This is a genomic window from Arthrobacter sp. SX1312 (genome assembly GCF_002929295.1).
Classification (GTDB): domain Bacteria; phylum Actinomycetota; class Actinomycetes; order Actinomycetales; family Micrococcaceae; genus Arthrobacter_D.
Genome location: NZ_PJIM01000002.1, coordinates 791605 through 811922, shown reverse-complemented (window position 1 = coordinate 811922; position 20318 = coordinate 791605). Strand labels below are relative to the sequence as shown.

The following is a 20318-nucleotide window of genomic DNA, read 5'->3' as shown; positions in this document are numbered from 1 at the left end:
TTTCCTGCATGGCGAGGAGGAACCCTTGACCCGTCCCGAAGCGCGGCCTAGCATTCGTATACGATTTTGTGCCCGACGGCGACGACCAGGGCGTCCTCACCCGGCACACGAGTAGCCACGCACTGCAAAAACAAGGGAGTTTTTCATGGCACTAGCGTCCGAGCGTCCAGACGCACAGCCCCGGGACGGCATGAGTGCGGCCGACCGCAAGGTCCTCGCCGGCACAATGGTGGGCACCACGATCGAGTGGTACGACTTCTTCATCTTCGCCCAGGCCGCCGGCATCGTCTTCGCGACACTGTATTTCGGGCCGCTCGAGGGCGAGAGCCCCGGTCTCGCCCAGCTCGTCGCCTGGGCCACGATCGGTATCAGCTTCTTCTTCCGGCCCCTCGGCGCCGTCGTCGCGGGCCGTCTCGGTGACAAGATCGGCCGGAAGAAGATGCTCGTCTTCACCCTGATCCTGATGGGGTCCGCGACCGCCCTGATCGGCCTGCTGCCCACCTACGCACAGATCGGCATCTGGGCGCCGATCCTGCTCATGCTCCTGCGCATCCTGCAGGGTTTCTCCGCCGGCGGGGAGTGGGGTGGCGCAGCCCTCATGGCCGTCGAGCACGCACCGGTGAACAAGCGCGGCTTCTGGGGGGCCTACCCGCAGATCGGCGTCCCGGTCGGCATGATCCTGGCCACCCTGGTGCTGTTCCTGCTGCGCAGCTCGATGTCCCCGGAGGACTTCCTCGCCTGGGGCTGGCGCATCCCGTTCCTGCTCTCCGTGGTCCTGATCGTCGTCGGCTACTTCATCCGCGCCGCCGTCGCCGAGAGCCCCGTGTTCAAGCGCATGATCGAGCGGAAGCGCGACACCGCCACCCCCCTGCGCGACCTGCTGAAGAGCAACAAGAAGCACGTGATCCTCGCCGCGGTCATCTTCATCGGCAACAACGCCGCCGGCTACCTCGTGATCGCGTTCCTCTCGTCCTACGCACAGCGCACCCTCGGCATGCCGGCGGCTCCCGTGCTCCTCGCGACGCTCCTCGCGTCCTTCGGCTGGCTCATCTTCACGCTCTACGGCGGCATCCTGTCCGACCGCATCGGCCGCGTGCGGACCTTCCAGATCGGCTACGGCCTCATCTTCGTCTGGATGATCCCGATGTTCATGCTGATCGACACCCGCAGCATCTGGGCGTACGGCATCGCCATCTTCGTCCTCACCATCGGACTCGGGCTGTCCTACGGCCCCATGTCCGCGATGTACGCCGAGATGTTCCCCGCCAACGTCCGTTACTCCGGCATCGGCATCGGCTATGCCCTCGGGGCGATCCTCGGTGGCGCCTTCGCAGCCCTCATCGCCGAGGCACTCCTCATCGCCACCGGATGGTCCGGCTCCATCAGCCTCTACATCATGGGCCTCTGCGTCATCTCCTTCATCGGTGTCACCCTGGTCAAGGAGACCAAGGGGGCGCCCCTGGAGGCGGAGACGGACGACGCCGGTGCGGGGGCCGAGCACCGCGCCTGACCGGCCGACGCCGTCGGGCCCGGCCCGCCGTACCCCTGGACATGCCCACCGACCGCACCGGCCCGGTGGGCATGTCCACGCATGCCCACCGGGCGGGCCGGGTCGGTGGGCGAAGCGGCCGGGGAGGACGCGGGGAACCGCGCGCCGTGCCCGCTATAGTGGCACTCGTCGGGCGCCACGGGCGCCGTGCCTGAAAAAGAGGCAATAAGGGCATCGCCCGAGGCACATACGGAATTCACCCACCAGGTCCCCGGGTGACCGTGTGCCTGCACCAGCGCCACGGGGACTTCGCCTGCAAGGATCCGACAATGGCCACCGTCTCCGCCCGCATCGTCTCCGCCCTCCTGCCCGCCACCACCGAGGTGTTCGGCGTCATGGGCAACGGGAACGCGCATTTCCTCGACGCCGTCATGGCCGCACCCACCCTGCACTTCACCGCGGTGCGGCACGAGGCCGGGGCCGTCGCGGCCGCCGACGCCTACCACCGGGCCGGCGGGCGCCTCGCCGTCGCCACCACCACGTACGGCGCCGGGTTCACGAACGCGCTGACCCCGCTGGCCGAGGCCGTCCAGGCGGACATCCCGCTGCTGCTCGTGGTCGGTGATGCTCCCACTACCGGGCTGCGCGCGTGGGACGTCGATCAGGCCCTCGTGGCCAAGGGGCTCGGCGCCACGACGTTCACGGTCTCCGCCGCTCGTCCGCTGGCGGTGACGACGGCGGCGGTCGAGCACGCGCTCCGTCACCGCGAGGCCGTGGTGCTGGCCATCCCGTACGACCTCGCCGCTGCGGAGGCCGCCGAGGAGGAAACCCCGGCGGCGCCGGCACCCCTCCCCCGCCCGGCACCGGCGGCGGGTGACGTCGACCGCGTCGCGGCGCAACTCTCGTCCGCCGAACGGCCCCTGGTCCTGGCCGGCCGCGGCGCCTGGGTGAGCGGGGCAGGCGACGCGGCAGCACGCCTCGCCGACCGCCTCGGCGCCCTCACCGCCACCTCGGGTCTCGGCGCGGGACTCTTCGGGGACGCCGCCGCCCTCGGCATCGCGGGCGGCTGGGCCTCGGAGCGCACCGCCGGTCTGATCGAGCAGGCCGACGTGGTCCTGGTCCTCGGCGCGCGGCTCAACCAGTTCACGCTGCGCTTCGGCCACTCCTTCGGCGCCGACGCCCGGGTCATCCAGGTGGATCTCGCCGCCGGCCCCACCTCGCCGGCCGTCACCGACTTCGTGCACGCCGATGCACGCCTCGCGGCGGAGGCGCTGCTCGCCGCCGTCGACCGCCGCGAGGGCGAGCAGCGGTGGAGCACGCGTGCCGCCGGGGACGCCCTGCGGGCCCATGACGCCCGGAACGACGGCGAGCCGACGGCACCGGACGGCCGGCTGGACCCTCGGAGCCTGTGCCGCGCGCTGGACAGGATGCTGCCGGCGGACCGGACGGTGGTGCAGGACGGCGGCCACTTCATCGGCTGGGCGCCCGGGTATCTGCGCGTGCCCGCGCCGAACCGCCTGATCATGGTGGGCACTGCGTACCAGACCATCGGTCTCGGCTTCCCCAGCGCCGTCGGTGCGGCCCGCGCGCTGCCGGACTCCACCGTGGTCCTGTGTACGGGCGACGGCGGCGCGCTCATGGCCCTCGCCGATCTCGACACGGTCATCAGGACCGCACGCCGCGCCGTCATCGTGGTCTTCAACGACGCCGCCTACGGAGCGGAGGTCCACCAATATGCCGTTCGGGGCATACACCCGGGGCCCATGCTGATCGACGAGGTGGATTTCGCCGCCGTCGCCCGGGCCCTCGGGGCGCGGTCCGCGACCATCGACGCGCTCGACGACCTCGCCGCGGTGGCGGGCTGGCTCGCGTCCGACGACGACGGAGTCCTCCTGCTGGACTGCAGGATCTCCCGGCAGGTCGTCGCCCCCTATATGCAGGAGATCGTCGCCGTCGCCGCCCGGGTGGGCGCCCGCTGAGGTCAGTGCCTCACGCGGTAGCGGGAGATCACGACGCCCGAGCCGAAGACACGGCTGCCGACGAGTTCGAGGTCCGCGCGGCGGTGGTGGCGTGGGAAGAACGGGCGGCCGCCCCCGACCAGCACCGGATGGACCCGCACCTGGTACTCGTCGATGAGGTCCAGCGCAGCCGCCTCCTCGGCGAGGGTGGCCCCTCCGATGGCGATGTCCCCCTCCGCCGGGTCGGCGCGCAAGCGCTCGATCTCGTCCGCCAGGCTGGCGGACGCCAGACGGGTGTTGCTCCCCCGCACCGCGGACAGCGAGTGGGAGAACACCACCTTCGGCAGCCCTTTCCACAGTGCGGTCCACTCGCGGTCCGGCTCGTCGGCCGAGGAGTCCTGGTCGGCGGTCTCCCAGTACAGCATCGTCTCGTAGAGCCGGCGCCCCAGCAGGTGGACGCCGACCGTGCGGATCTCGTCGATGGCGGACCGGAAGACCTCCTCGTCGGGCGTCGTGAAGTCGAAGCCACCATCCGGACCGACGATGTAACCGTCCAGGGAGACCCCCATCGAGTAGGTCACGTTGCGCATCAGCTCTCTCCTCCGTGATGTATCAGGACTCGGTACTTCGCAGGGTCACCACATCTCCCACGCTGATTGCTCCGATGCGGTCGACGCGGGCCTGCACCCCGAACTCCATCCCATTGTGGACGGAGAGTGCCCTCAGCGCCTTGGGACCGGCGCCCATCCCGGCCTGGGGCTGGTCGATCATCGTGCAGCGGGGCATGCCGGCATCGACCGTGACGATCACGTCCGCCCCGATGGCAAGCTCCACGCCCGTCCAGTCGCGTTCGAGGAACAGCGGAGCGGACCCCGTGTCCAGGACGAGATTCGGGCGGAAGCGACGTTCCTCCACCATTCCGCCCAGCAGGTCCGCGAGCGCGGCGAGGGACGACGTCGTCAGCAGGTGGAGCGGCGACTCGTCGTGGTGCTGGAGCGTGGTCCCCTGCTTCAGCACCAGCTCCTGGCCGAACCCCGTGGTCAGTGCCTCGGAGGCTGCAGGGTCATCCACCCGATACGGGACACCCGCCGGACTGCGGAGGAGGGGGACGCCGTCGTGCCCGTCCAGCTCCGACGTCCAGTCCAGCAGCCCGGGGACGGGCCGGAAGCGGCGTGTGCGCTTGCCGCTGGCGATCCCGCCGTCGTGCGTGTAGACCGCCCAGCGGCGGTCGTGCTCGAGCCCCGACGGGGTGACGGCGGCGGCGCCCACCGCCTGGCCCGACGTCGACTTCACCGGATAGCGGTACAGCGCGCGGACCCGCCCGACGGGTGTTCCCTGGTGCGGCATGCGGTCATTCTCGCACCACGGCTCGCAGGCGTCACGGAGGCGCTGGAGCCGGCCACCACCCGGCAGGGGCGAGGCGCCCTCCGGAGAGCCGATCGGGCGCCCCCCGCAGCGTACGATGAGCCCTCTACCAGGGGGTCCCATGGCGCTCGAGGACGACGGACAGGCGGGTGGACGGATCCGCGGACCGGAGCGTAGCGCCGGCCCCGCCACGGATCGAGGGGTGAGCCGTGCGCGCGTGGTGGATTGACGACCCCGCGCACGATTCCCCCCATCCCACGGCCGGGCCCGGCACGAGGAGCACGTCGACGCTGGTGTTCGGCACCCGGCCCGACCCGGTCCCCGGCCCCGGTGAGCTGCTGGTGGGCGTCCGGGCCTGCGGGGTGTGCAGGACGGATCTGCACCTGGTCGAGGGCGATCTGCCGGCGAAACACCCGCGCACCGTGCCGGGGCACGAGATCGTCGGCACGGTGGTGGACACCGGACCCGGCTGCCGGCTCTTCCGCGTGGGCGACAGCGTGGGCATCGCGTGGCTCCGCTCCACGTGCGGCGCCTGCCGCTTCTGCCTCCGGGGCGACGAAAACCTGTGCCTGTCCCCCCGGTTCACCGGCTGGGACGACGACGGCGGGTACGCCGAGCTCGTGACCGTGCCCGAGGCCTTCGCGTATGCGGTGCCGCCGGGGTTCGACGACGAGGAGGCGGCCCCGCTGCTCTGTGCCGGGATCATCGGGTACCGGGCGCTGCGCCGGTCCGGGGTGCGGCCCGGTGGTCGGCTCGGCATCTATGGCTTCGGGGCGTCCGCCCACCTCGCCGCGCAGGTGGCGCTGTTCGAGGGCGTGGAGGTGTCCGTCATGACCCGCTCGGCGAGCGCGCGGCGCCTGGCCGCGGATCTGGGCGCCGTCTTCGTGGGGGACGTCGCCGCGGAACCGCCGCAGCCGCTGGACGCCGCCATCCTCTTCGCGCCCGCCGGCAGCCTGGTGCCCGCCGCCCTGCGGGCCCTGGACCGCGGCGGCACCCTGGCCATCGCGGGTATCCACCTCAGCGACATCCCGGTGCTGCACTACGCGGACGAGCTCTTCCAGGAACGCCGGCTCTGCAGCGTCACGGCGAACACCCGGACCGACGGCCGTGAACTCCTGGCGCTCGCCGCACGCATCCCGCTGCGCCCCACCATCCAGCGGTATCCGTTCAGCGCCGCGGACCGCGCGCTCGAGGACCTGGCAGCGGACCGCGTCGACGGCGCAGCGGTCCTGCACCTGGCCGGCGGTACCGGTGGGGACACCGGGGCCGATGGGGCCTGAGCGCCGTGAAGTCCGCGGCCACCCCGGCGTCCCGGCGACGAAGTGGGTGACCCGGACGGCCGCCGGCCCGGAACGGTCCGCGCCCGCGGCAGGAGGTCGGGCCGACCGGCGGCGGCCTCAGGGCGCGAGCGCGACGCCCTCACCGGTGAGGTTGGCACGGAACCCGTCGCCCTGGACGGCGACGTCCCGGAGCACGAGCCCCTCGGGCAGGCCCTCGATCTCGTGCTCGATCGTGACGAAGCGGCGGACGATTGCGGCGATCCCGTCGGAGAGGAAGCCGGGGCCGCCGAGGTCGATCGAGCGCGGCTCCATGACGAGCCTGCCGTCCTCGACGTCGACGGTGCCGGTGGCGGTGACGGGGAGGTCCCGGCCCAGGGCTTGGACGGTGCGCACCACCGTGACCTGCCCGTCGTCGGCCGGGCGGACCACGGCGCCCCCGCCGAGCTCGGCGGCGACGGCGTCGAACGGCACCGTCGCGTCCACGGTGAGGCGCTCGGCGACCAACCCGGTCGGTCCGGTGACCACGCCCTGCCCGACGGCCCGGACGTCCCGCAGGGTCGAGCCCGCAGCCACCACCGTCCCGGCGTCCAGCTCGAGATCGGCGAGCCAGACCTCGTCCTCGCCCAGTCCGGAAGGGGGCTCCGCCTGGGGCTCTTCCCGGGGCGGCGGTCCGGAGTCCGCGACCGCCGGCGCACCCCCGCCCGCGCCGGCCGGGCTGCTCGCCGCCCACCAGAGGACTCCGACGGCGACCCCGAGGACGACGAGCATCCCCAGAGCACCGATCAGCCAGTCCCTCACGCGCGTCCACATCATCAGCACAGTCTGGTGGAGCGCCGCCTCGGACGCGAACCCCCGCTCCGGGACGGCCTGCCGTCAGCCGCGGGGCCGGAGGTCGTAGATCCGCCGGAGCTTGCCGCTGGAGCGCACGAGGGAGCCCTGCTCCACGACGGTGACGGCGCACGTGGAGCCGATGTGCGTCTTGACCTGGTGCCGGAGCTCGACGGCGGCCGCGGCGGCATCGGCGGCCGTGACGCCCTCGCGCGGTTCCACCTTGATGGTCAGCTGGTCCATCCGCTGGCCCTCGGGGCGCGTCAGTTCGAGCTGGAAGTGCGGGCTCAGGGCGGGGATGCGCAGCGTGAGCTCCTCGACCTGGGTGGGGAACAGGTTCACGCCGCGCACGATCACCATGTCATCGCTCCGCCCGGTGATGCGCTCCATGCGGCGCATGCCGGGCCGCGCGGTACCGGGCTGGAGGCGGGTGAGGTCATGGGTGCGGTAGCGGATGATGGGCAGCGCCTCCTTGGTGAGGGACGTGAAGACGAGTTCTCCCGCCTGGCCGTCGCCCTGCACCTGCTCCGTGAAGGGGTCGATGATCTCGGGCCGGAAGTGGTCCTCCCAGATGTGCGAGCCGTCCTTGGACTCCACGCATTCGCCGGCGACGCCGGGGCCCATGACCTCGGACAGACCGTAGATGTCGCAGGCGTCGAATCCCGCGCGCCCCTCGAGTTCCTGCCGCATACCCTCCGTCCACGGCTCGGCGCCCAGCACTCCGGTCCTCAGGGACGTCGACGACGGGTCGATCCCGGCGGCGGCCATGGTGTCGAGGATGGTCAGCAGGTAGGTGGGCGTGGCGAGGATGGCGTCGGGTTCGAAGTCCCGGATGAGCTGCACCTGCCGTTCGGTCTGGCCGCCGGAGATGGGGATGACGGTGCAGCCCAGCCGCTCGGCGCCCGCGTGCGCCCCGAGGCCGCCCGTGAACAGCCCGTAGCCGTAGGCGTTGTGGACCTTCCAGCCGGCCTTCACGCCGGAGGCACGGAGCGAGCGCGCCACGAGGGACGCCCACCGGTCGAGGTCCCCCGCCGTGTAGCCGACGACGGTGGGCTGGCCCGTGGTGCCCGACGACGCGTGGATGCGGGCCACGCGCTCCTGCGGGACGGCGAACATGCCGAACGGGTAGGTGCTGCGCAGGTCCTCCTTGGTGGTGAAGGGGAACTTCGCGAGGTCGGCGAGCTCGCGCAGGTCCTCGGGGTGGACGCCGGCCTCGTCGAACTTCCGCCGGTACAGGGGCACCTGTGCGTAGGCGTGGGCGAGCGTGGCCTGCAGGCGGTCCAGCTGGACGGACTCCAGGTGGTCGCGGGACCACGTCTCCTCGACGTCGAGGGTGGCGGGATCCGCGGCGGACGCGCGGAGGGGGGTGGTGGTCATGGCTGGTCCTTCGCACGGAGGGGTATGGGGTGGTAGGGCCGTCTCACAGGACGGATCCGACGGCGCGGGCCGCTGCGGCGACACGGGCGCCGATGGCCTCGACCGGCTGGTCGCTGCGGAGGTAGACGACGGCGAGCGCGGCCGGGAGCCTGCCGCGGACGTGCACGGGGGCGGCGACGGAACTGACGCCGGGGATCACCTCGTCCTGGCTCGTGGCGTACCCGGTGGCCGCAGCGATCCTGGATTCCTCCCGGTAGGGCGAGCCCGGCGCCAGGCGCTGCCAGTGCGCCTCGGTGAGGGCGGACTGGATGGCGATGCCGGGCGCCCCGGCGTCGAAGGGGTGGCGTGAGCCCGGCCGCTGGACCAGGGTGCCCTCGCCGTGCGGCGGTTCGACGGCGACGAGGGTGACGCAGTGGTGCCGGTCCCAGACCGCGATGAACGCCGTCATCTGCAGGTCGGACGCCACCGCGGTGAGTTCGGGCAGCGCGGCGGTCTGCAGCCTGGGCGCCACGCCCCGGGCCAGGTTCGCGAGTCCCGGGCCGGCCTGGAAGCGGCCGCCGGCGTCCCGGACCACGAGCGAGTGTTCCTCGAGGGTGCGCAGGATCCGGTAGGCGATGGAGCGGTGCACGTCCAGCGCGCCCGCGATCTCCGCCGTCGTCAGCCCGTCCGGGGTCTCCGCGAGGATCTCCAGGGCCCGGATGCCCCGCGACAGGGTCTGGGAGGCGGGGGCCGACGGCGTCGCTCCTCCGGCGGCCGTAGGGCCCGGGCCCGCCTGTGACATCCTCATGTCAGGCGAAGGCCCGTCCGGTGTCCGCCGCCCCGGAGCGAACCGTCCGGGAGGCCAGCAGCGGGGCGAAGAACGCGGCGAGGCCCGCCGTGTCGGCCAGTGGGAGCACGTGCGCCACGTACTGGTCGGGGCGGACGACGACGACGACGCCCGCGCGGGCCAGTCCGCGCAGGTCGAAGATGTCCGAGGCCGGATCGGCGGCGTACACCTTCTCGTAGTCGGTGAGCCCGAACGGCCCCACCGCCGGTGTGAACACCGCCGGCACCCGCCCGAGGTCCACCTGCGTGTGGTCCTGCTGGTAGATCACCTTCACGTCGAACCAGGCGTCCAAGTCGGCGTCCGGGGGCGTCGCGGCGAGCGGCGAGTCGGGGTGCGTGCCGATCCAGTCGGCGAACGCCGCCACACCGGAGGACGCACCGGGCTCCGCCCCGTCGGCGAACACGTAGAGGCGCCACCGGCCGTCCGCCGTCGCGTGGTGTCCGAGGTGCATCGGGACGCCGTCGCACACGCGGACGACGGGCGCGGACTTGAAGCGCTTGCCGACGGGGAAGCCGGTGGCGAGGCCCTGGTGCGTGCCCTCGGCGATGAGCATCGACGGCGCGTACTGCGTCATGAAGCCCGCGGGGAACTCCATGGTCCTCACGTAGAAGTCCTCGAGTTCGGACGGGTCGGCGAACTCCTCCGGCTTGCGCGCCATGAGCGTCGACCATTCCTTGTCGAACGCGATGAGGTCCTCCGCGACGACCTGCCGTTCGGCCGAGTACGTGGCCAGCAGGGCCTCCGGGCTGCGGCCCTCGAGGACGTGCCCGAGCTTCCAGCCGAGGTTGAAGCCGTCCTGCATGGACACGTTCATCCCCTGCCCCGCCTTGGCGCTGTGCGTGTGGCAGGCGTCGCCGGTGATGAAGACACGCGGGGTGCGGGTGCCCACGTCCTCCGGCAGGACGTCGTCGAACCTGTCGGTGAGGCGGTGGCCCACCTCGTAGACGCTGTGCCAGGCGACGTTCCGCACGTCGAGGGTGTAGGGGCTGAGGATCGTGTTGGCCTTGGCGATGATCTGCTCGAGCGTCGTGGCCCGGACCGCGCCGTTGTCCGCCGGGTCCACCTCGCCGAGGTCCACGTACATGCGGAAGAGGTGCCCGCCCTCCCTCGGGATCAGCAGGATGCTGCCGCCGGCCCCGGACTGGATGGCGCACTTGCGGCGGATGTCGGGGAAGTCGGTGACCGCGAGGGCATCCATCACGCCCCATGCGTGGTTGGCCTTGTCCCCGGCGAGGGTGCAGCCGATCGCCTGACGGACCTTGCTGCGGGCGCCGTCGGCACCGACCACGTACTTCGCGCGGACGGTGCGCTCCGTACCGGCGCGCTCCCCCGCGGCGCGCGTGAGGGTGACCCGCACCGGGTAGTCCTGCTCGTCGTCGACCTCCAGTCCCGCGAATTCGAAGCCGTAGTCGGGTTCCATGCGGGTCGGCGCGTTCTTCATGAACTCGGCGAAGTAGTCGAGCACTCGGGCCTGGTTGACGATCAGGTGCGGGAACTCGCTGATGCCGGTCGGATCGTCCTCGGGGCGGGCGGTGCGGACGATGCGCGAGGAGTCGGCGGGATCGGGCTTCCAGAAGCTCATCTCGACGATCCGGTACGCCTCGTCGATGATGCGGTGGGCGAACCCGAAGGCCTGGAACGTCTCGACGCTGCGGGCCTGGATGCCGTCGGCCTGGCCGATCGCGAGCCTGCCCGGGCGGCGTTCCACGATCCGGGTGGTGATGCCGGGGAACTGGGAGAGCTGTGCGGCGGCGATCATGCCGGCGGGTCCCGTGCCGATGATGAGGACGTCGACCTCGTCGGGGAGCTCCTGCGGGCGGTCCAGTCCGACGCCGGCGGCCGGCTGGACGCGTGGGTCACCCGACACGTAGCCATGGTGGTGGAATTGCACGGGCTGGCCTCACTTCATTGTGGATGTGCCGTTCGCGGCGTTCGATAATCGAACGCTGCGTTCTTCTTTCGTAGGCCGATGGTAGCCCGGGCGGCGGCGCCACTCAATGGCGGGCTGTGGCGTAGGTTACTGATCATGCAGAACCGCAAGCGTCCGGACGCGGCCGATCCGCAGTCCCTGCTGCTCGAGGACCGGAACATCACGGACTTCATCGACCAGTTGTCGGTCCTCGGAGAACAGCTCTTCACCGACGACGAGTCGGTGCCGTGCGGACTGATGTCCCGGCGCGGGAATCGGCGCCTGAACGTCAAGAGCAGCTCGGACACAGCCACGGCCCTCAACGAGCTCCAGCACCATGTCGGAGAAGGACCATCGCTGGCCGCGATGACCAACCATGAGCTCGTGATCGTCGACGACGCACGACGCGACGGGCGGTGGCCCCGTTATTTCGGCTCCTCTGCGGCCACCGGGTTCGCGTCGATGCTGAGCGTTCCGCTGGAACTCGGACCAGAAAAACTCGCGACACTGAACTTCTACGCCCGCCCGATCGGATACTTCACCTCCGAGAGGCAACGGGTCGCTGCGGTGTTCGCCTCCCAGGCCGGCGGGCCCTGGAGATGGCGATGCGGGTGGCCCGCTACCAGGACGCCGCGGCCAATCTGTACTCGGCGATGGAGACGCGGACCAACATCGACATCGCGGTCGGGATCATCCTCGGCCAGAGCCGGTGCACCCAGAAGGAGGCCTTCGAGATGCTCCAACGGGCCTCCAGCACCCGAGGCCGGAAACTCAGCGACGTCGCCCGCGATCTGATCGTGCAAGCCACGGGCACCACGCCCCACACCCATTTCACGAACTGACAGACGCTTCCAGCGTCAGTGTCCACCCGCGTCATCGCGTCCACTGATCGCTGTCGCCTGGTCCCGGACGGTGGTGCCCGTGCGGGTCGCCAGGTCGATGAGCTGCTGCATGGCCGTCTCCTTGTCGACGGCGTGGCGTTCCATGAGGATGCCACGAGCTATCCCCACGGCGTCCCGGCCGGCGAGCGCGGTCCTGTGCTCGTCACTGAGGCGTTGAGGGAGGTCGCTGGTCTGGATATGACCGAGCAGGGCTGCTGCGGATCGAGCGAGGCTCTGCAGGATCTTCCGGTCCGCGTCGGAGAACGCACCTGGGCTGTCCGAGTAGACCTTCATCGCACCCAACCGCCCCGGGCCCTTCGGCAGGGGCACGCTGAGGCAGGATCTGATTCCGCACCGGACGGCCGCTGCCCTCCACCTCTCCCACCGGAGGTCACGATGCGTATCGAGGATGTGGACGGGCGCGCCGGTCGCCCAGGCGCTCAGGCAGGGTCCTTCGCCCAACTCGTATTGCAGGTCGTCGACTTCGAGGACACCGTTGCTGGTGGCCCCGACACTCAGCCGCCGGGCGCCGCTGTCGAGGAGGCTCACACCCGCCCCGTCTGCTGACCGGATCACGGCGAAAGCGACCTCCGCGAGGCCGTCGACGGCGTCGTGGGCGGTCTGCTCCGTCAGGAGGCGGCCCCGGGTGCGCCCCGGGACCCCCGGCACCGGGGAGGACGGAGGCGGTGTGGTGACCATGGGTTGCCGACCGATCGTTGACACGGGGACGCTGTCCCCGCCGTTAGTGGGTGGAGTGGGTGACGGGCTGCTGCGGGTCGTACGCGCTGACGATCCGTTCCTCGTCCTCGAGATCAAGGGGCACCGTCACGAGTGAGCCGATACCCATGGCTTTCCCCGCAGCCCGGCCGGCGGCCTGACGCATGATCATCGCCCGAACCTCGACGGTCCCGCTGCCGGCTGGGGGTGGACCGGCCCGCCGTCGTACTGGCGGAACGCGGCATCGCCATAGCCGCTGATGGCATCCTCCGTGAGATCCTCGAGGCGGGCGAGCCCGAGAACCTCGAGGATGAGGTGGACGTGCCCCTCGACGGCGCGCAGGGGCAGGTTGAGCAGCCGGGCAACGTGCTGGCCGGTCAGACCGCAGGCGATCATCGCCGCAATCGATTCCTGCCGATCTGTCAGGACGGGTCGCCGAGCGGATTGCACGGGTCCACTACCGTGCTTCGACACGGACGAGGTGAAACCGGGCGATGGGGGCCCTGAAGTGTGGGCAGGCGACATGTCGGGACTCCTTGGCGGCAGAGAGAGTGTGGTGCCACCAGGGTCCGGGGTGTCAGCTTCAAGACTCCGCCATGCCCGCGTCTTCGTCAATCAGCGTGTCCGACCCGACGGCGATTGTTGTGGCTGCAGGGGGTGTGCACTGGGATACTGGGCGTTCAAGCCCTTGGACGGGAAGGCCGGGTTATGGTGGGGTCAGTTCTACGTGAATTCAGTGATCGTCGGCGGATTGTTGAGGGGCTTTCGGAACGATGAGTGTGCCTGCGGCCGTAGGGCCACAGCCAACGATCCGAAACCTGCCATGAAGACCGTATCCCCAGTCCTCCACCCGTGCGTCCGAAGCACCGGACGACGCTTCCCGCCCCTCGCCCCGGGTGGGTGCGCGTGTTGAACCTCCCCGGTGATGACGACCTGTGTGCGGTGTTCCTGACCGAACTGCCGGTGACAGGCGCTGCTATCTCGATCTTCGTCGGAACGGCGAACGAGACCCGCATGGGTGCTACGGATGACCGAGCGATCGCCTTGGACGAGGCGCAGTTCTCGGTCGGAGAGGGGCCACGGTGGGATGCGATGCGGACCCGTGCGCCCGTGATCGTTCCGGATACACGCGCCGCTCACCTGGAATGGCCGGCTCTCGGCACTGCCCTTGCCGATGCGGGGGCGGCTGCTGTCTTCGTTCTGCCATTGATCGTCGGCGCCGTCAATATCGGTGTCGTGGAGATGTATCACACCCGTCCAGGATCACTCAGCGCCCCGACACTCCTTCATGCGCAGACGCTGACCAGCACGACGTCCTGGGCCCTGATGCACTCCATCCTCGACGAGGGTCGCCGCAACCCGGGAGCGATGACGGAGTCCGAGCCGCTCGCGCGTCGGGAGATCCACCAGGCCACGGGGATGATCCTCGTGCAGGCAGACGTGTCGGCCGCCGAGGCTCTCATGCTGTTGCGCGCACACGCTTTCGCCCACGAACAAACCCTCGCAGAGGCGGCACAGGCAGTCATCAACCGAAGTCTCAACTTCGCGGCGGAACCGGATGCTGTGTCGGACAGTGCCGGCAGTGAGGAACACTGATGAAAGTACTTCCATATCCCCGCCACCAGGGCGACGATACGAAGCAGTGCCGGAGGGCAGAACAATGGTGACCCGATCGAGACCCGAAAAAGTGAGCACCGCGTTCGTCAAGCTCGCCGATACCCTGGTCGCCGACTACGACGTCCTCGACATGCTCCACACTCTCGCCGAGGAATGCGTCGACCTCCTGCAGGTCGATCAGGTAGGCCTCCTGCTTGCCGGCCCTCACGGAGACCTTCAGGTCGTGGCGTCGACCAGCGAACAGTCGGAACTCGTCGAGATCCTCCAGCTGCAGGCCGGAGAAGGCCCCTGCATCGAGTGTTACCACACCGGATCCGTCGTCACGATCGCTGATATCGCCGCTCTCGACAAGTGGCCGGCCTTCCAGCAGGCTGCCCTCCGGCAGGGTTTCGCGTCCGTCCATGTCGTTCCCCTGCGCATCCACGAGCGAGTCATCGGCGCCATGGGGCTCTTCGGCTCCGCAACCGGTGACCTGGAGCAGGAGGATGCCGTGATCGCCCAGGCGCTGGCATCCGTGGCCACGATCAGCCTCCTGCAGGAGCGAACGATCCGGGAAAGCCAGATCGTGAACGATCAACTGCAGAGGGCGCTGAACAGCAGGATCATGATCGAGCAGGCCAAGGGTGTCATCGCCCAGATCTCCACGGTCACCATGGACGAAGCATTCAGTCGACTGCGTAATCACGCCCGCTCCACGCACCAGACCCTCAATGACACCAGCCAGCAGGTCATCGACCGCACCCTGGTTCTCTGAAGCCGCACTCGGACCACCTTCCCCCGGTGGAAACGAGTGCGGTCGGCCCTGATCGTGGCTCCGGTGGGCAGCTACACTTGTGCCACTAGTTTCACCGGGACCGCTGACGGGCCCGCATGATCCGCCCTTCAACTGTTCGCATTGTCCGCGGAAAGGGTCAGGAAGATGCTGCGCTCGCGTTACCTTCCACCGCCCGGGGCCAGGTGATGCACCCGTGACCGCGAATGAATCACTCGTGCTGGATCAGCTGTGTTCGGCTCTGTGCACCTCGTTCATCGAGGCGATACCGGTGTCGGGCGCTGCCCTGTCGGCATTCAGCGGATCCGCCCGGGAGACGATGCTGGGGGCCAGCGACGAGCTCGCAGCCCGGCTCGACGAGCTCCAGTTCGATCTCGGGGAAGGACCTCGGTGGGAAGCCGCCCGCTCCCGAACGCCCGTCGTCCTCCCCTATGTGCGCTCGATGACCCACGAGAAGTGGCCGGTCTTCGGAAAAGCGCTGACCGACACCGAGGTGCAGGCCCTGTTCGTCTTCCCGCTGGTCATCGGCGCCCTGGACGTGGGGGTCGTGGAGCTCTACCGGACCACCCCGGGCGAGCTGAGCCACTCCGAGCTGGTCGAGGCAGGCGTGCTCGCTGACGGGGCCGCCTGGAGTCTGCTGCGCCGCATCCTCGTCCCCGACGATGAGGACGACCCCGAAGCAGGGCTGACACCCTCCCGCCGTGAGATCCATCAGGCGACGGGTATGGTGCTCGCCCAGACCGGGGGAACGGCGGCCGATGCCCTGCTGCTGCTACGAGGGCATGCCTTTGCGAACGGACAGACGGTACGGGAGACCTCCGGCGCCGTCCTCGACAGGCGGCTGGACTTCTCACCTCCGTTCGAATCTATGAAATGAACCTGAGGAGGCCTACCGTGGGCTTCATGGAATCCACCACCCGGGCAAGCCGGGTCAGTGCCGCGTTCGTCAGGATCGCGGACACTCTGGTCGATGAATACGATGTGCTGGACCTCTTGCACACGCTCGTCGACGAATGCGTAGGACTGCTCGACGCGACCGCTGCCGGGCTGATGCTCGCCGGCCCGGACGGTGTACTGCAGGTGCTCGCGTCCACCAGCGAGGAAAGCCGTCTCATCGAAGTCCTGCAGCAGGAAACAGGGGCCGGCCCGTGCGTGGAGTGTTACGTCACCGGGGTACCCATCACCATCCGTGACATCGCCGGGACCGGAGACCGGTGGCCGAAGTTCAAGGACGCGGCCGCGACCCAGGGTTTCCAGTCCGTGCATGCCTTTCCCCTGCGCGTGCGCGGCAAGACCATCGGTGCGATGAACCTGTTCCGCATCGAGACCGGTGAACTGAGCGAGGAGGACGTGGCCATCGGTCAGGCCCTGGCCGATGTGTCGACGATCAGCATCCTGCAGGAACGCTCCATCCGGGAATCCGCGATCGTCAATGACCAGTTGCAGCGGGCCCTGAACAGCCGGATCCTCGTCGAGCAGGCCAAGGGGGTGATCTCCGAGATCTCGAACGTCTCCACGAACGAAGCCTTCGAACGTCTGCGGACCTACGCCCGATCCCACAGGACCAGTCTTACCGACACGGCCGAAGCAGTGCTGGGGCGCACCCTCACCCTCTGACCACCAGCAGTCCTGTCGGACCGCCGACCGCGCAACCGGCGTCGCGGCTTCCTGCCGCTCAGCGGCAGTGCAGGGGCACGATGAGGAGGACGCGCGTTCCCTCGCCGAGGGAGCTCGAGATCGAGAGCGTGCCGCCGCAGAGTTCGGCGTGGTGCCGCATCGCCGTCGGGCACCGGCCGGATACCAGCTCGGCGAACCCTGAGCCGTCGTCAGTGATTCCCAGCTCGAGATGATCTTGAACGGCCCGCAGGGTGATAGTGATGCAGTGCGCTGCAGCGTCCCGGAACGCACGGCACAGGCCTTCCCGGAGGACTCCCTGCACATGTTCGGCCACGCCGGGGTCGACAGCGATGTCGAGGGGCCCGGAAAGGCGCAACTCGGGCTGGAGAGCATGATCCCGGGCCATGGCCGCGACGAGGGCCAGGATACCGGCGCTGAAGGTCGGCGGGGGCGATCGGAGGGAGTGGATGGTACGGCGCAGGTCCCCGATCGCGGCATCCAGTTCGGCGCCCACGACGCTGATGCGTTCGAGGGCCTCACGGTCCGAGAGGTGTCTGCGCAGGCCCTGGATGCGCAGGCCCGCCGCGAACAGGCGTTGGATGACCTGGTCATTCTGCTGGACCATCTGCTCGGACCCGGCATCACCCGTCGGCCACGTCGGCGCGAGACGGGATGAAGGGGGTCGTGAATCGACGACGGAGGACATGATGGGCTCCTTGGCGGCTGGGAAGTGATCGTGCCACCAGGGTCCGGGGTGTCTGATACAAGACTCCGCCGCGCCCGCCCCGAGGTCAAGGAGTGTCGCATCCACCGCCCGGACCACGGATTGGTTGTCCGATCCGCTATCGGGGCGTCCCGGAGGTTGCCGGCGGGATGCTCATGATTCTCCCGTTCCTCGGTGGTCGAGTGTCGGACTGGCCTCCAGGAGGGTCGGATCGGTCCACTGCGTGAGTGCGACGGTGACCCCGTGGACGAGGCGCTCGAAGCTGCGGTCGACATTCGCGCTCATGGCGAATGATCCCGTGGTCTCGAAGGAGACGAAGCCGTGCAGGGCGGAGCGCAGGGCGCGGATCGCGTCGACGGCGTCGTCGCCCGCCAGGTCGTAGGCGGCGAGGACGTCGGCGATGATCCGGACGCCGGCGAGTGAGACGGCCTCGTCCTCGATGTCGCCGGGAGAGGGCATCCGCTGGGAGGCTTCGTAGCGGGCGGGGTGGTCGCGCGCCCAGTCGCGGTACGCATGGGACATGGCGTGGATGGCGACGGCGCCGGACCGGCCGACAGCGGCGCGGGCCAATACCTCGCCGAGTTCGCGCTTCGCGTGGACCGAGAGATCCCGATGCAGTCCTGCCATCGAGTCGATGTGCTTGTAGAGCGATGGTTGGCGGATGCCGAGCCGTCCGGCCAGCGCGGCGAGCGTCAACCGATGGAGGCCCACTTCGTCGATCATGAGCGCCGCCTCCTCCACCACGCGATCGCGGGAGAGCCCGGCCCTAGGCATGCTGCACGGTCTCGAGGAAGCGGAGGATGGCGTCCGAGGTCACTGCGGGCCGCTGCGCCTGGGGGTAGTGCCCGGCTTCGGCGACCATGACGACCTCCGCACGAAGAGCATCACCGACGAAGCGGGCTTCGGCCGCGGGATCCTTGAAGTCGGGGTCCTTCTCACCCATGACCACCATCGTCGGGGCGGTCACCGAGCCGAGCTTCGCCTCGGCGGGATCGTGATCGGTCTGCCGGGTGGTGAGCGAGAAGGCCCTGCCATAGGGCTTGCGCTTGAGGCTCGTCACGACCGCCTTGCGGTATTCCTCGAAATCGTCCGGCTTGCGGCCGGCATAGAGGGTGGGCATATAGCTCTTCCACACGACCGCGACCCACGGCGGGGCCATCATGGTGCGGAACATGGCCCGCGTGAAGGCATTGGACGGAGGGTTGCGCACGAACGGGCCGATCAGCACCAGGCCATCGACCCGGTGAGGGTGCTCGGCTGCGACGATGACCGCGGAACCGGCGGCCAGGGAGTTGCCGACGATGACCGCCGACCCGCCGAGCTGCTCGATCAGCGCCTGGACATCGCCGGCCGTCTCGGCATCGCCGTAGGAGGAGAAGGTGGTGTCGCTGTCACCGTGACCGCGAAGGTCGGTGCTCGCCACCGAGTAACCAGCAGCGACGAGCACCGGCGCCAGGAAGCGATAGGAGGAGCGCAGCTCCCCCATACCTGGTACGAGGACGAGGAGCGGACCTGAACCCTGAAGGTCGTACGCCACGCGCCCCTCGGGTCGGATGAGGTACTGGGTGGGAGGTGTGGAAGTAGAAGAGGTCATGCGGCTAGTGTGTATCCCTAAGAGGCTATAGTCAATAGCTTTAATGACCTGGAGCTCTAGGGTTCGTCGATGACCTCGCCGATGTACTGGATCGTGAGGACCGGCGAGCTCATCTCGTCGGTGCCGGCGACCAGCGCGACATACACCTGCTGGTCCTCGAAGCCGACGGCGATGTAGTCGAAGCTCTTCCAGGTGGGGTGTTCCGCAGCGCCGTGCCAGGCCGGGTGGAGCAGCAGGTCCTCCCACTCGGACTCCGGCGGCAGGCCGTCCAGCCCGAGGGCTGCGACGACCGAGTGCTCGACGGCGACCGGGCAGAGGAAGTACTGGCGGGACGCGTACGGGCTGATGTCGATCAGGGCACCCTCGGCGAGGGCCTTCTGCCGGGCCGGGCCCGGGTGCTTCTCGGGGATCTCGTGACTGAGCTGGTGCTCGAGCAGGTCGACCTGCTCCGTGTTGGGCATCCCCTCAGGGTGCAGATAGGGGTTGACCCGCGATGCCGGGTCCCGAGGCACGAACCAGGCAGGGGCTGTCAGCTCCTTGCCTTCCGGTGCCGGCAGGTACGCCTCCTCGAGCATGGCGGTCTCGTCGAGCAGCCCGATGATCAGTCGATCCAGGTTCACGGCTCCCAGGCCGGCGCCGTACTCGATGTCTGCATGGCGCACGCCCTTCTTCGCGAAGCAGTAGGCCGCGAGTTCATGCGCGAACGTGCGGGGACCCTCCCAGCCGAGTTCGAGGTCCGAGGCCACCTCGGCCGCGACGACGGCGAGGCGCTGCAGGAAGCCGGACGTGTAGTAGCGCCGGAACGCCGGCGGCAACATGTCCACGATCTGCGCCCCAGCGGAAGCGATGTACTCCTGCACATCGCCGCCCGCAGCCTCCAGGGTGCGCAGGGCGAAGAGGTCCTCGAAGAGTCCGCCCAGGACGATCGGGATCGACTGCCTCAGGGATCCGCGGAGCAGTTGCGCGAGGACCAGCTCCTTCAACCGGTCCTCGGGGGACTCGTAGTTGGATGCCGGCAGCCGGCCGTCCTCGTCGAGCTGCATGCGCCCGATGCAGGCACCCTGCAACTCCGGGCCGCCGAAGTAGCCGAAGAGGGTCAGATGCACGCCCTCGAGCTTCCGGCCCTCATTGATCAGGTCGATCTGCCCGGGGGTCAGGTTGTGCGGGTCGATCTCCGGTGCCACGGCTCTCCTCGGTCGACGGTGGCGCCAGACTAGCAGCGACGCCTCCCCGGTGTTCCGTCACGCCGGTGAGGATGAGAACCTTCTCATCGACGGCTCATCGTGACCTTACGTCCGGGTGACTGAATGGAGACTTCCAGAGGATCAGCACTCGGTCAGGACATGAGTGCTGCCCTTCCATGC

General features: G+C 69.5%; 21 protein-coding genes and 1 pseudogene. 9 read left to right on the top strand and 13 right to left on the bottom strand.

The window, feature by feature from the left end; all coding sequences use genetic code 11:
* Window positions 1-145: 145 nt before the first annotated feature.
* Complete coding sequence (locus CXQ92_RS11275; RefSeq protein WP_104167814.1) at window positions 146-1510, top strand: MFS transporter; 1365 nt, start codon at window positions 146-148, stop codon at window positions 1508-1510.
* Between the two features lie 308 nt (window positions 1511-1818).
* Complete coding sequence (locus tag CXQ92_RS11270; RefSeq protein WP_104167813.1) at window positions 1819-3468, top strand: thiamine pyrophosphate-binding protein; 1650 nt, start codon at window positions 1819-1821, stop codon at window positions 3466-3468.
* A 2-nt stretch (window positions 3469-3470) separates the two neighbouring features.
* On the opposite strand, the gene CXQ92_RS11265 is transcribed toward CXQ92_RS11270, so the two are convergent.
* The gene (locus tag CXQ92_RS11265; protein WP_104167812.1) at window positions 3471-4037 is read right to left on the bottom strand and encodes a dihydrofolate reductase family protein; all 567 of its coding nucleotides are present in this window, start codon (window positions 4035-4037) and stop codon (window positions 3471-3473) included.
* 22 nt (window positions 4038-4059) lie between these two features.
* Window positions 4060-4794, bottom strand: a complete 735-nt coding sequence (locus CXQ92_RS11260) for an MOSC N-terminal beta barrel domain-containing protein (RefSeq protein ID WP_181033636.1) — start codon at window positions 4792-4794, stop codon at window positions 4060-4062.
* A gap of 227 nt (window positions 4795-5021) precedes the next feature.
* Between CXQ92_RS11260 and CXQ92_RS11255 the strand changes: the two genes are divergently transcribed.
* Entirely contained in the window at window positions 5022-6092 is a 1071-nt protein-coding gene (locus CXQ92_RS11255) for a zinc-dependent alcohol dehydrogenase family protein (RefSeq protein WP_368784583.1), read from the top strand.
* A gap of 117 nt (window positions 6093-6209) precedes the next feature.
* Here the strand turns inward: CXQ92_RS11255 and CXQ92_RS11250 are convergent, their stop codons facing one another.
* Genes CXQ92_RS11250 through CXQ92_RS11235 form a run of 4 tightly spaced genes read right to left on the bottom strand, consistent with a single transcriptional unit; the run spans window position 6210 to window position 11014 of the window.
* Window positions 6210-6905, bottom strand: a complete 696-nt coding sequence (locus CXQ92_RS11250; RefSeq protein ID WP_104167810.1) for an LmeA family phospholipid-binding protein — start codon at window positions 6903-6905, stop codon at window positions 6210-6212.
* A gap of 60 nt (window positions 6906-6965) precedes the next feature.
* Window positions 6966-8297: a phenylacetate--CoA ligase PaaK gene (paaK, locus tag CXQ92_RS11245; RefSeq protein WP_104167809.1), complete on the bottom strand. Its 1332-nt coding sequence runs from the start codon at window positions 8295-8297 to the stop codon at window positions 6966-6968.
* A gap of 43 nt (window positions 8298-8340) precedes the next feature.
* Window positions 8341-9078, bottom strand: coding sequence for an IclR family transcriptional regulator (locus CXQ92_RS11240; protein ID WP_104167808.1), 738 nt, complete (start codon window positions 9076-9078; stop codon window positions 8341-8343).
* 7 nt (window positions 9079-9085) lie between these two features.
* A complete protein-coding gene (locus CXQ92_RS11235; protein WP_104167807.1) occupies window positions 9086-11014 on the bottom strand; it encodes an FAD-binding monooxygenase in 1929 nt (642 codons plus the stop codon).
* A 78-nt stretch (window positions 11015-11092) separates the two neighbouring features.
* Between CXQ92_RS11235 and CXQ92_RS18875 the strand changes: the two are divergent.
* Window positions 11093-11608 (top strand): annotated as a pseudogene (locus CXQ92_RS18875) (GAF domain-containing protein); the annotation flags it as partial.
* Between the two features lie 29 nt (window positions 11609-11637).
* Complete coding sequence (locus tag CXQ92_RS18680) at window positions 11638-11874, top strand: ANTAR domain-containing protein (protein WP_258069869.1); 237 nt, start codon at window positions 11638-11640, stop codon at window positions 11872-11874.
* Window positions 11875-11889: 15 nt separating this feature from the next.
* On the opposite strand, the gene CXQ92_RS11220 is transcribed toward CXQ92_RS18680, so the two are convergent.
* The 3 genes from CXQ92_RS11220 to CXQ92_RS11215 are packed head-to-tail and all read right to left on the bottom strand — an operon-like array spanning window position 11890 to window position 13026.
* Window positions 11890-12612, bottom strand: coding sequence for a GAF and ANTAR domain-containing protein (locus CXQ92_RS11220; RefSeq protein WP_104167805.1), 723 nt, complete (start codon window positions 12610-12612; stop codon window positions 11890-11892).
* Between the two features lie 43 nt (window positions 12613-12655).
* Window positions 12656-12802 carry a hypothetical protein gene (locus CXQ92_RS18185; RefSeq protein WP_181033634.1) on the bottom strand — a complete coding sequence of 49 codons (147 nt, stop codon included), beginning with the start codon at window positions 12800-12802 and terminating at the stop codon, window positions 12656-12658.
* Complete coding sequence (locus tag CXQ92_RS11215) at window positions 12799-13026, bottom strand: hypothetical protein (RefSeq protein ID WP_104167804.1); 228 nt, start codon at window positions 13024-13026, stop codon at window positions 12799-12801. The genes CXQ92_RS18185 and CXQ92_RS11215 overlap by 4 nt, the downstream gene beginning before the upstream one ends.
* Before the next feature lie 510 nt (window positions 13027-13536).
* Here CXQ92_RS11215 and CXQ92_RS11210 point away from each other — a divergent pair.
* The 4 genes from CXQ92_RS11210 (at window position 13537) to CXQ92_RS11195 (ending at window position 16636) form a co-directional block, all read left to right on the top strand.
* Window positions 13537-14226: a GAF and ANTAR domain-containing protein gene (locus tag CXQ92_RS11210; protein WP_258069868.1), complete on the top strand. Its 690-nt coding sequence runs from the start codon at window positions 13537-13539 to the stop codon at window positions 14224-14226.
* A 91-nt stretch (window positions 14227-14317) separates the two neighbouring features.
* Window positions 14318-15001: a GAF and ANTAR domain-containing protein gene (locus tag CXQ92_RS11205; protein WP_306738553.1), complete on the top strand. Its 684-nt coding sequence runs from the start codon at window positions 14318-14320 to the stop codon at window positions 14999-15001.
* A 214-nt stretch (window positions 15002-15215) separates the two neighbouring features.
* Window positions 15216-15896 carry a GAF and ANTAR domain-containing protein gene (locus CXQ92_RS11200; protein ID WP_181033633.1) on the top strand — a complete coding sequence of 227 codons (681 nt, stop codon included), beginning with the start codon at window positions 15216-15218 and terminating at the stop codon, window positions 15894-15896.
* Between the two features lie 26 nt (window positions 15897-15922).
* On the top strand, window positions 15923-16636 hold the full coding sequence (locus CXQ92_RS11195) for a GAF and ANTAR domain-containing protein (protein WP_104168212.1): 714 nt from the start codon (window positions 15923-15925) through the stop codon (window positions 16634-16636).
* 58 nt (window positions 16637-16694) lie between these two features.
* Here the strand turns inward: CXQ92_RS11195 and CXQ92_RS11190 are convergent, their stop codons facing one another.
* The 4 genes from CXQ92_RS11190 to CXQ92_RS11175 all read right to left on the bottom strand — a co-directional run bounded on the left by CXQ92_RS11190 (window position 16695) and on the right by CXQ92_RS11175 (window position 20138).
* Window positions 16695-17342 (bottom strand): sensor histidine kinase, encoded by a 648-nt coding sequence (locus CXQ92_RS11190; RefSeq protein WP_104167801.1) that lies wholly within the window; start codon window positions 17340-17342, stop codon window positions 16695-16697.
* A 171-nt stretch (window positions 17343-17513) separates the two neighbouring features.
* Window positions 17514-18134 carry a TetR/AcrR family transcriptional regulator gene (locus CXQ92_RS11185; RefSeq protein WP_104167800.1) on the bottom strand — a complete coding sequence of 207 codons (621 nt, stop codon included), beginning with the start codon at window positions 18132-18134 and terminating at the stop codon, window positions 17514-17516.
* Window positions 18127-18954: an alpha/beta fold hydrolase gene (locus tag CXQ92_RS11180; RefSeq protein ID WP_104167799.1), complete on the bottom strand. Its 828-nt coding sequence runs from the start codon at window positions 18952-18954 to the stop codon at window positions 18127-18129. The genes CXQ92_RS11185 and CXQ92_RS11180 overlap by 8 nt, the downstream gene beginning before the upstream one ends.
* Before the next feature lie 56 nt (window positions 18955-19010).
* Window positions 19011-20138: a hypothetical protein gene (locus CXQ92_RS11175; protein ID WP_104167798.1), complete on the bottom strand. Its 1128-nt coding sequence runs from the start codon at window positions 20136-20138 to the stop codon at window positions 19011-19013.
* Window positions 20139-20318 lie beyond the last annotated feature (180 nt).

Coding starts and splice junctions, on each gene's coding strand:
- CXQ92_RS18185 (WP_181033634.1), bottom strand. CDS start 12,802: ATGATCATGCGTCAGGCCGCCGGCCGGGCTGCGGGGAAAGCCATGGGT.
- CXQ92_RS11185 (WP_104167800.1), bottom strand. CDS start 18,134: ATGCCTAGGGCCGGGCTCTCCCGCGATCGCGTGGTGGAGGAGGCGGCG.
- CXQ92_RS11215 (WP_104167804.1), bottom strand. CDS start 13,026: ATGATCGCCTGCGGTCTGACCGGCCAGCACGTTGCCCGGCTGCTCAAC.
- CXQ92_RS11270 (WP_104167813.1), top strand. CDS start 1,819: ATGGCCACCGTCTCCGCCCGCATCGTCTCCGCCCTCCTGCCCGCCACC.
- CXQ92_RS11275 (WP_104167814.1), top strand. CDS start 146: ATGGCACTAGCGTCCGAGCGTCCAGACGCACAGCCCCGGGACGGCATG.
- CXQ92_RS11250 (WP_104167810.1), bottom strand. CDS start 6,905: ATGATGTGGACGCGCGTGAGGGACTGGCTGATCGGTGCTCTGGGGATG.
- CXQ92_RS18680 (WP_258069869.1), top strand. CDS start 11,638: ATGCGGGTGGCCCGCTACCAGGACGCCGCGGCCAATCTGTACTCGGCG.
- paaK (WP_104167809.1), bottom strand. CDS start 8,297: ATGACCACCACCCCCCTCCGCGCGTCCGCCGCGGATCCCGCCACCCTC.
- CXQ92_RS11260 (WP_181033636.1), bottom strand. CDS start 4,794: ATGCCGCACCAGGGAACACCCGTCGGGCGGGTCCGCGCGCTGTACCGC.
- CXQ92_RS11195 (WP_104168212.1), top strand. CDS start 15,923: ATGGAATCCACCACCCGGGCAAGCCGGGTCAGTGCCGCGTTCGTCAGG.
- CXQ92_RS11220 (WP_104167805.1), bottom strand. CDS start 12,612: ATGGTCACCACACCGCCTCCGTCCTCCCCGGTGCCGGGGGTCCCGGGG.
- CXQ92_RS11190 (WP_104167801.1), bottom strand. CDS start 17,342: ATGTCCTCCGTCGTCGATTCACGACCCCCTTCATCCCGTCTCGCGCCG.
- CXQ92_RS11265 (WP_104167812.1), bottom strand. CDS start 4,037: ATGCGCAACGTGACCTACTCGATGGGGGTCTCCCTGGACGGTTACATC.
- CXQ92_RS11180 (WP_104167799.1), bottom strand. CDS start 18,954: ATGACCTCTTCTACTTCCACACCTCCCACCCAGTACCTCATCCGACCC.
- CXQ92_RS11240 (WP_104167808.1), bottom strand. CDS start 9,078: ATGTCACAGGCGGGCCCGGGCCCTACGGCCGCCGGAGGAGCGACGCCG.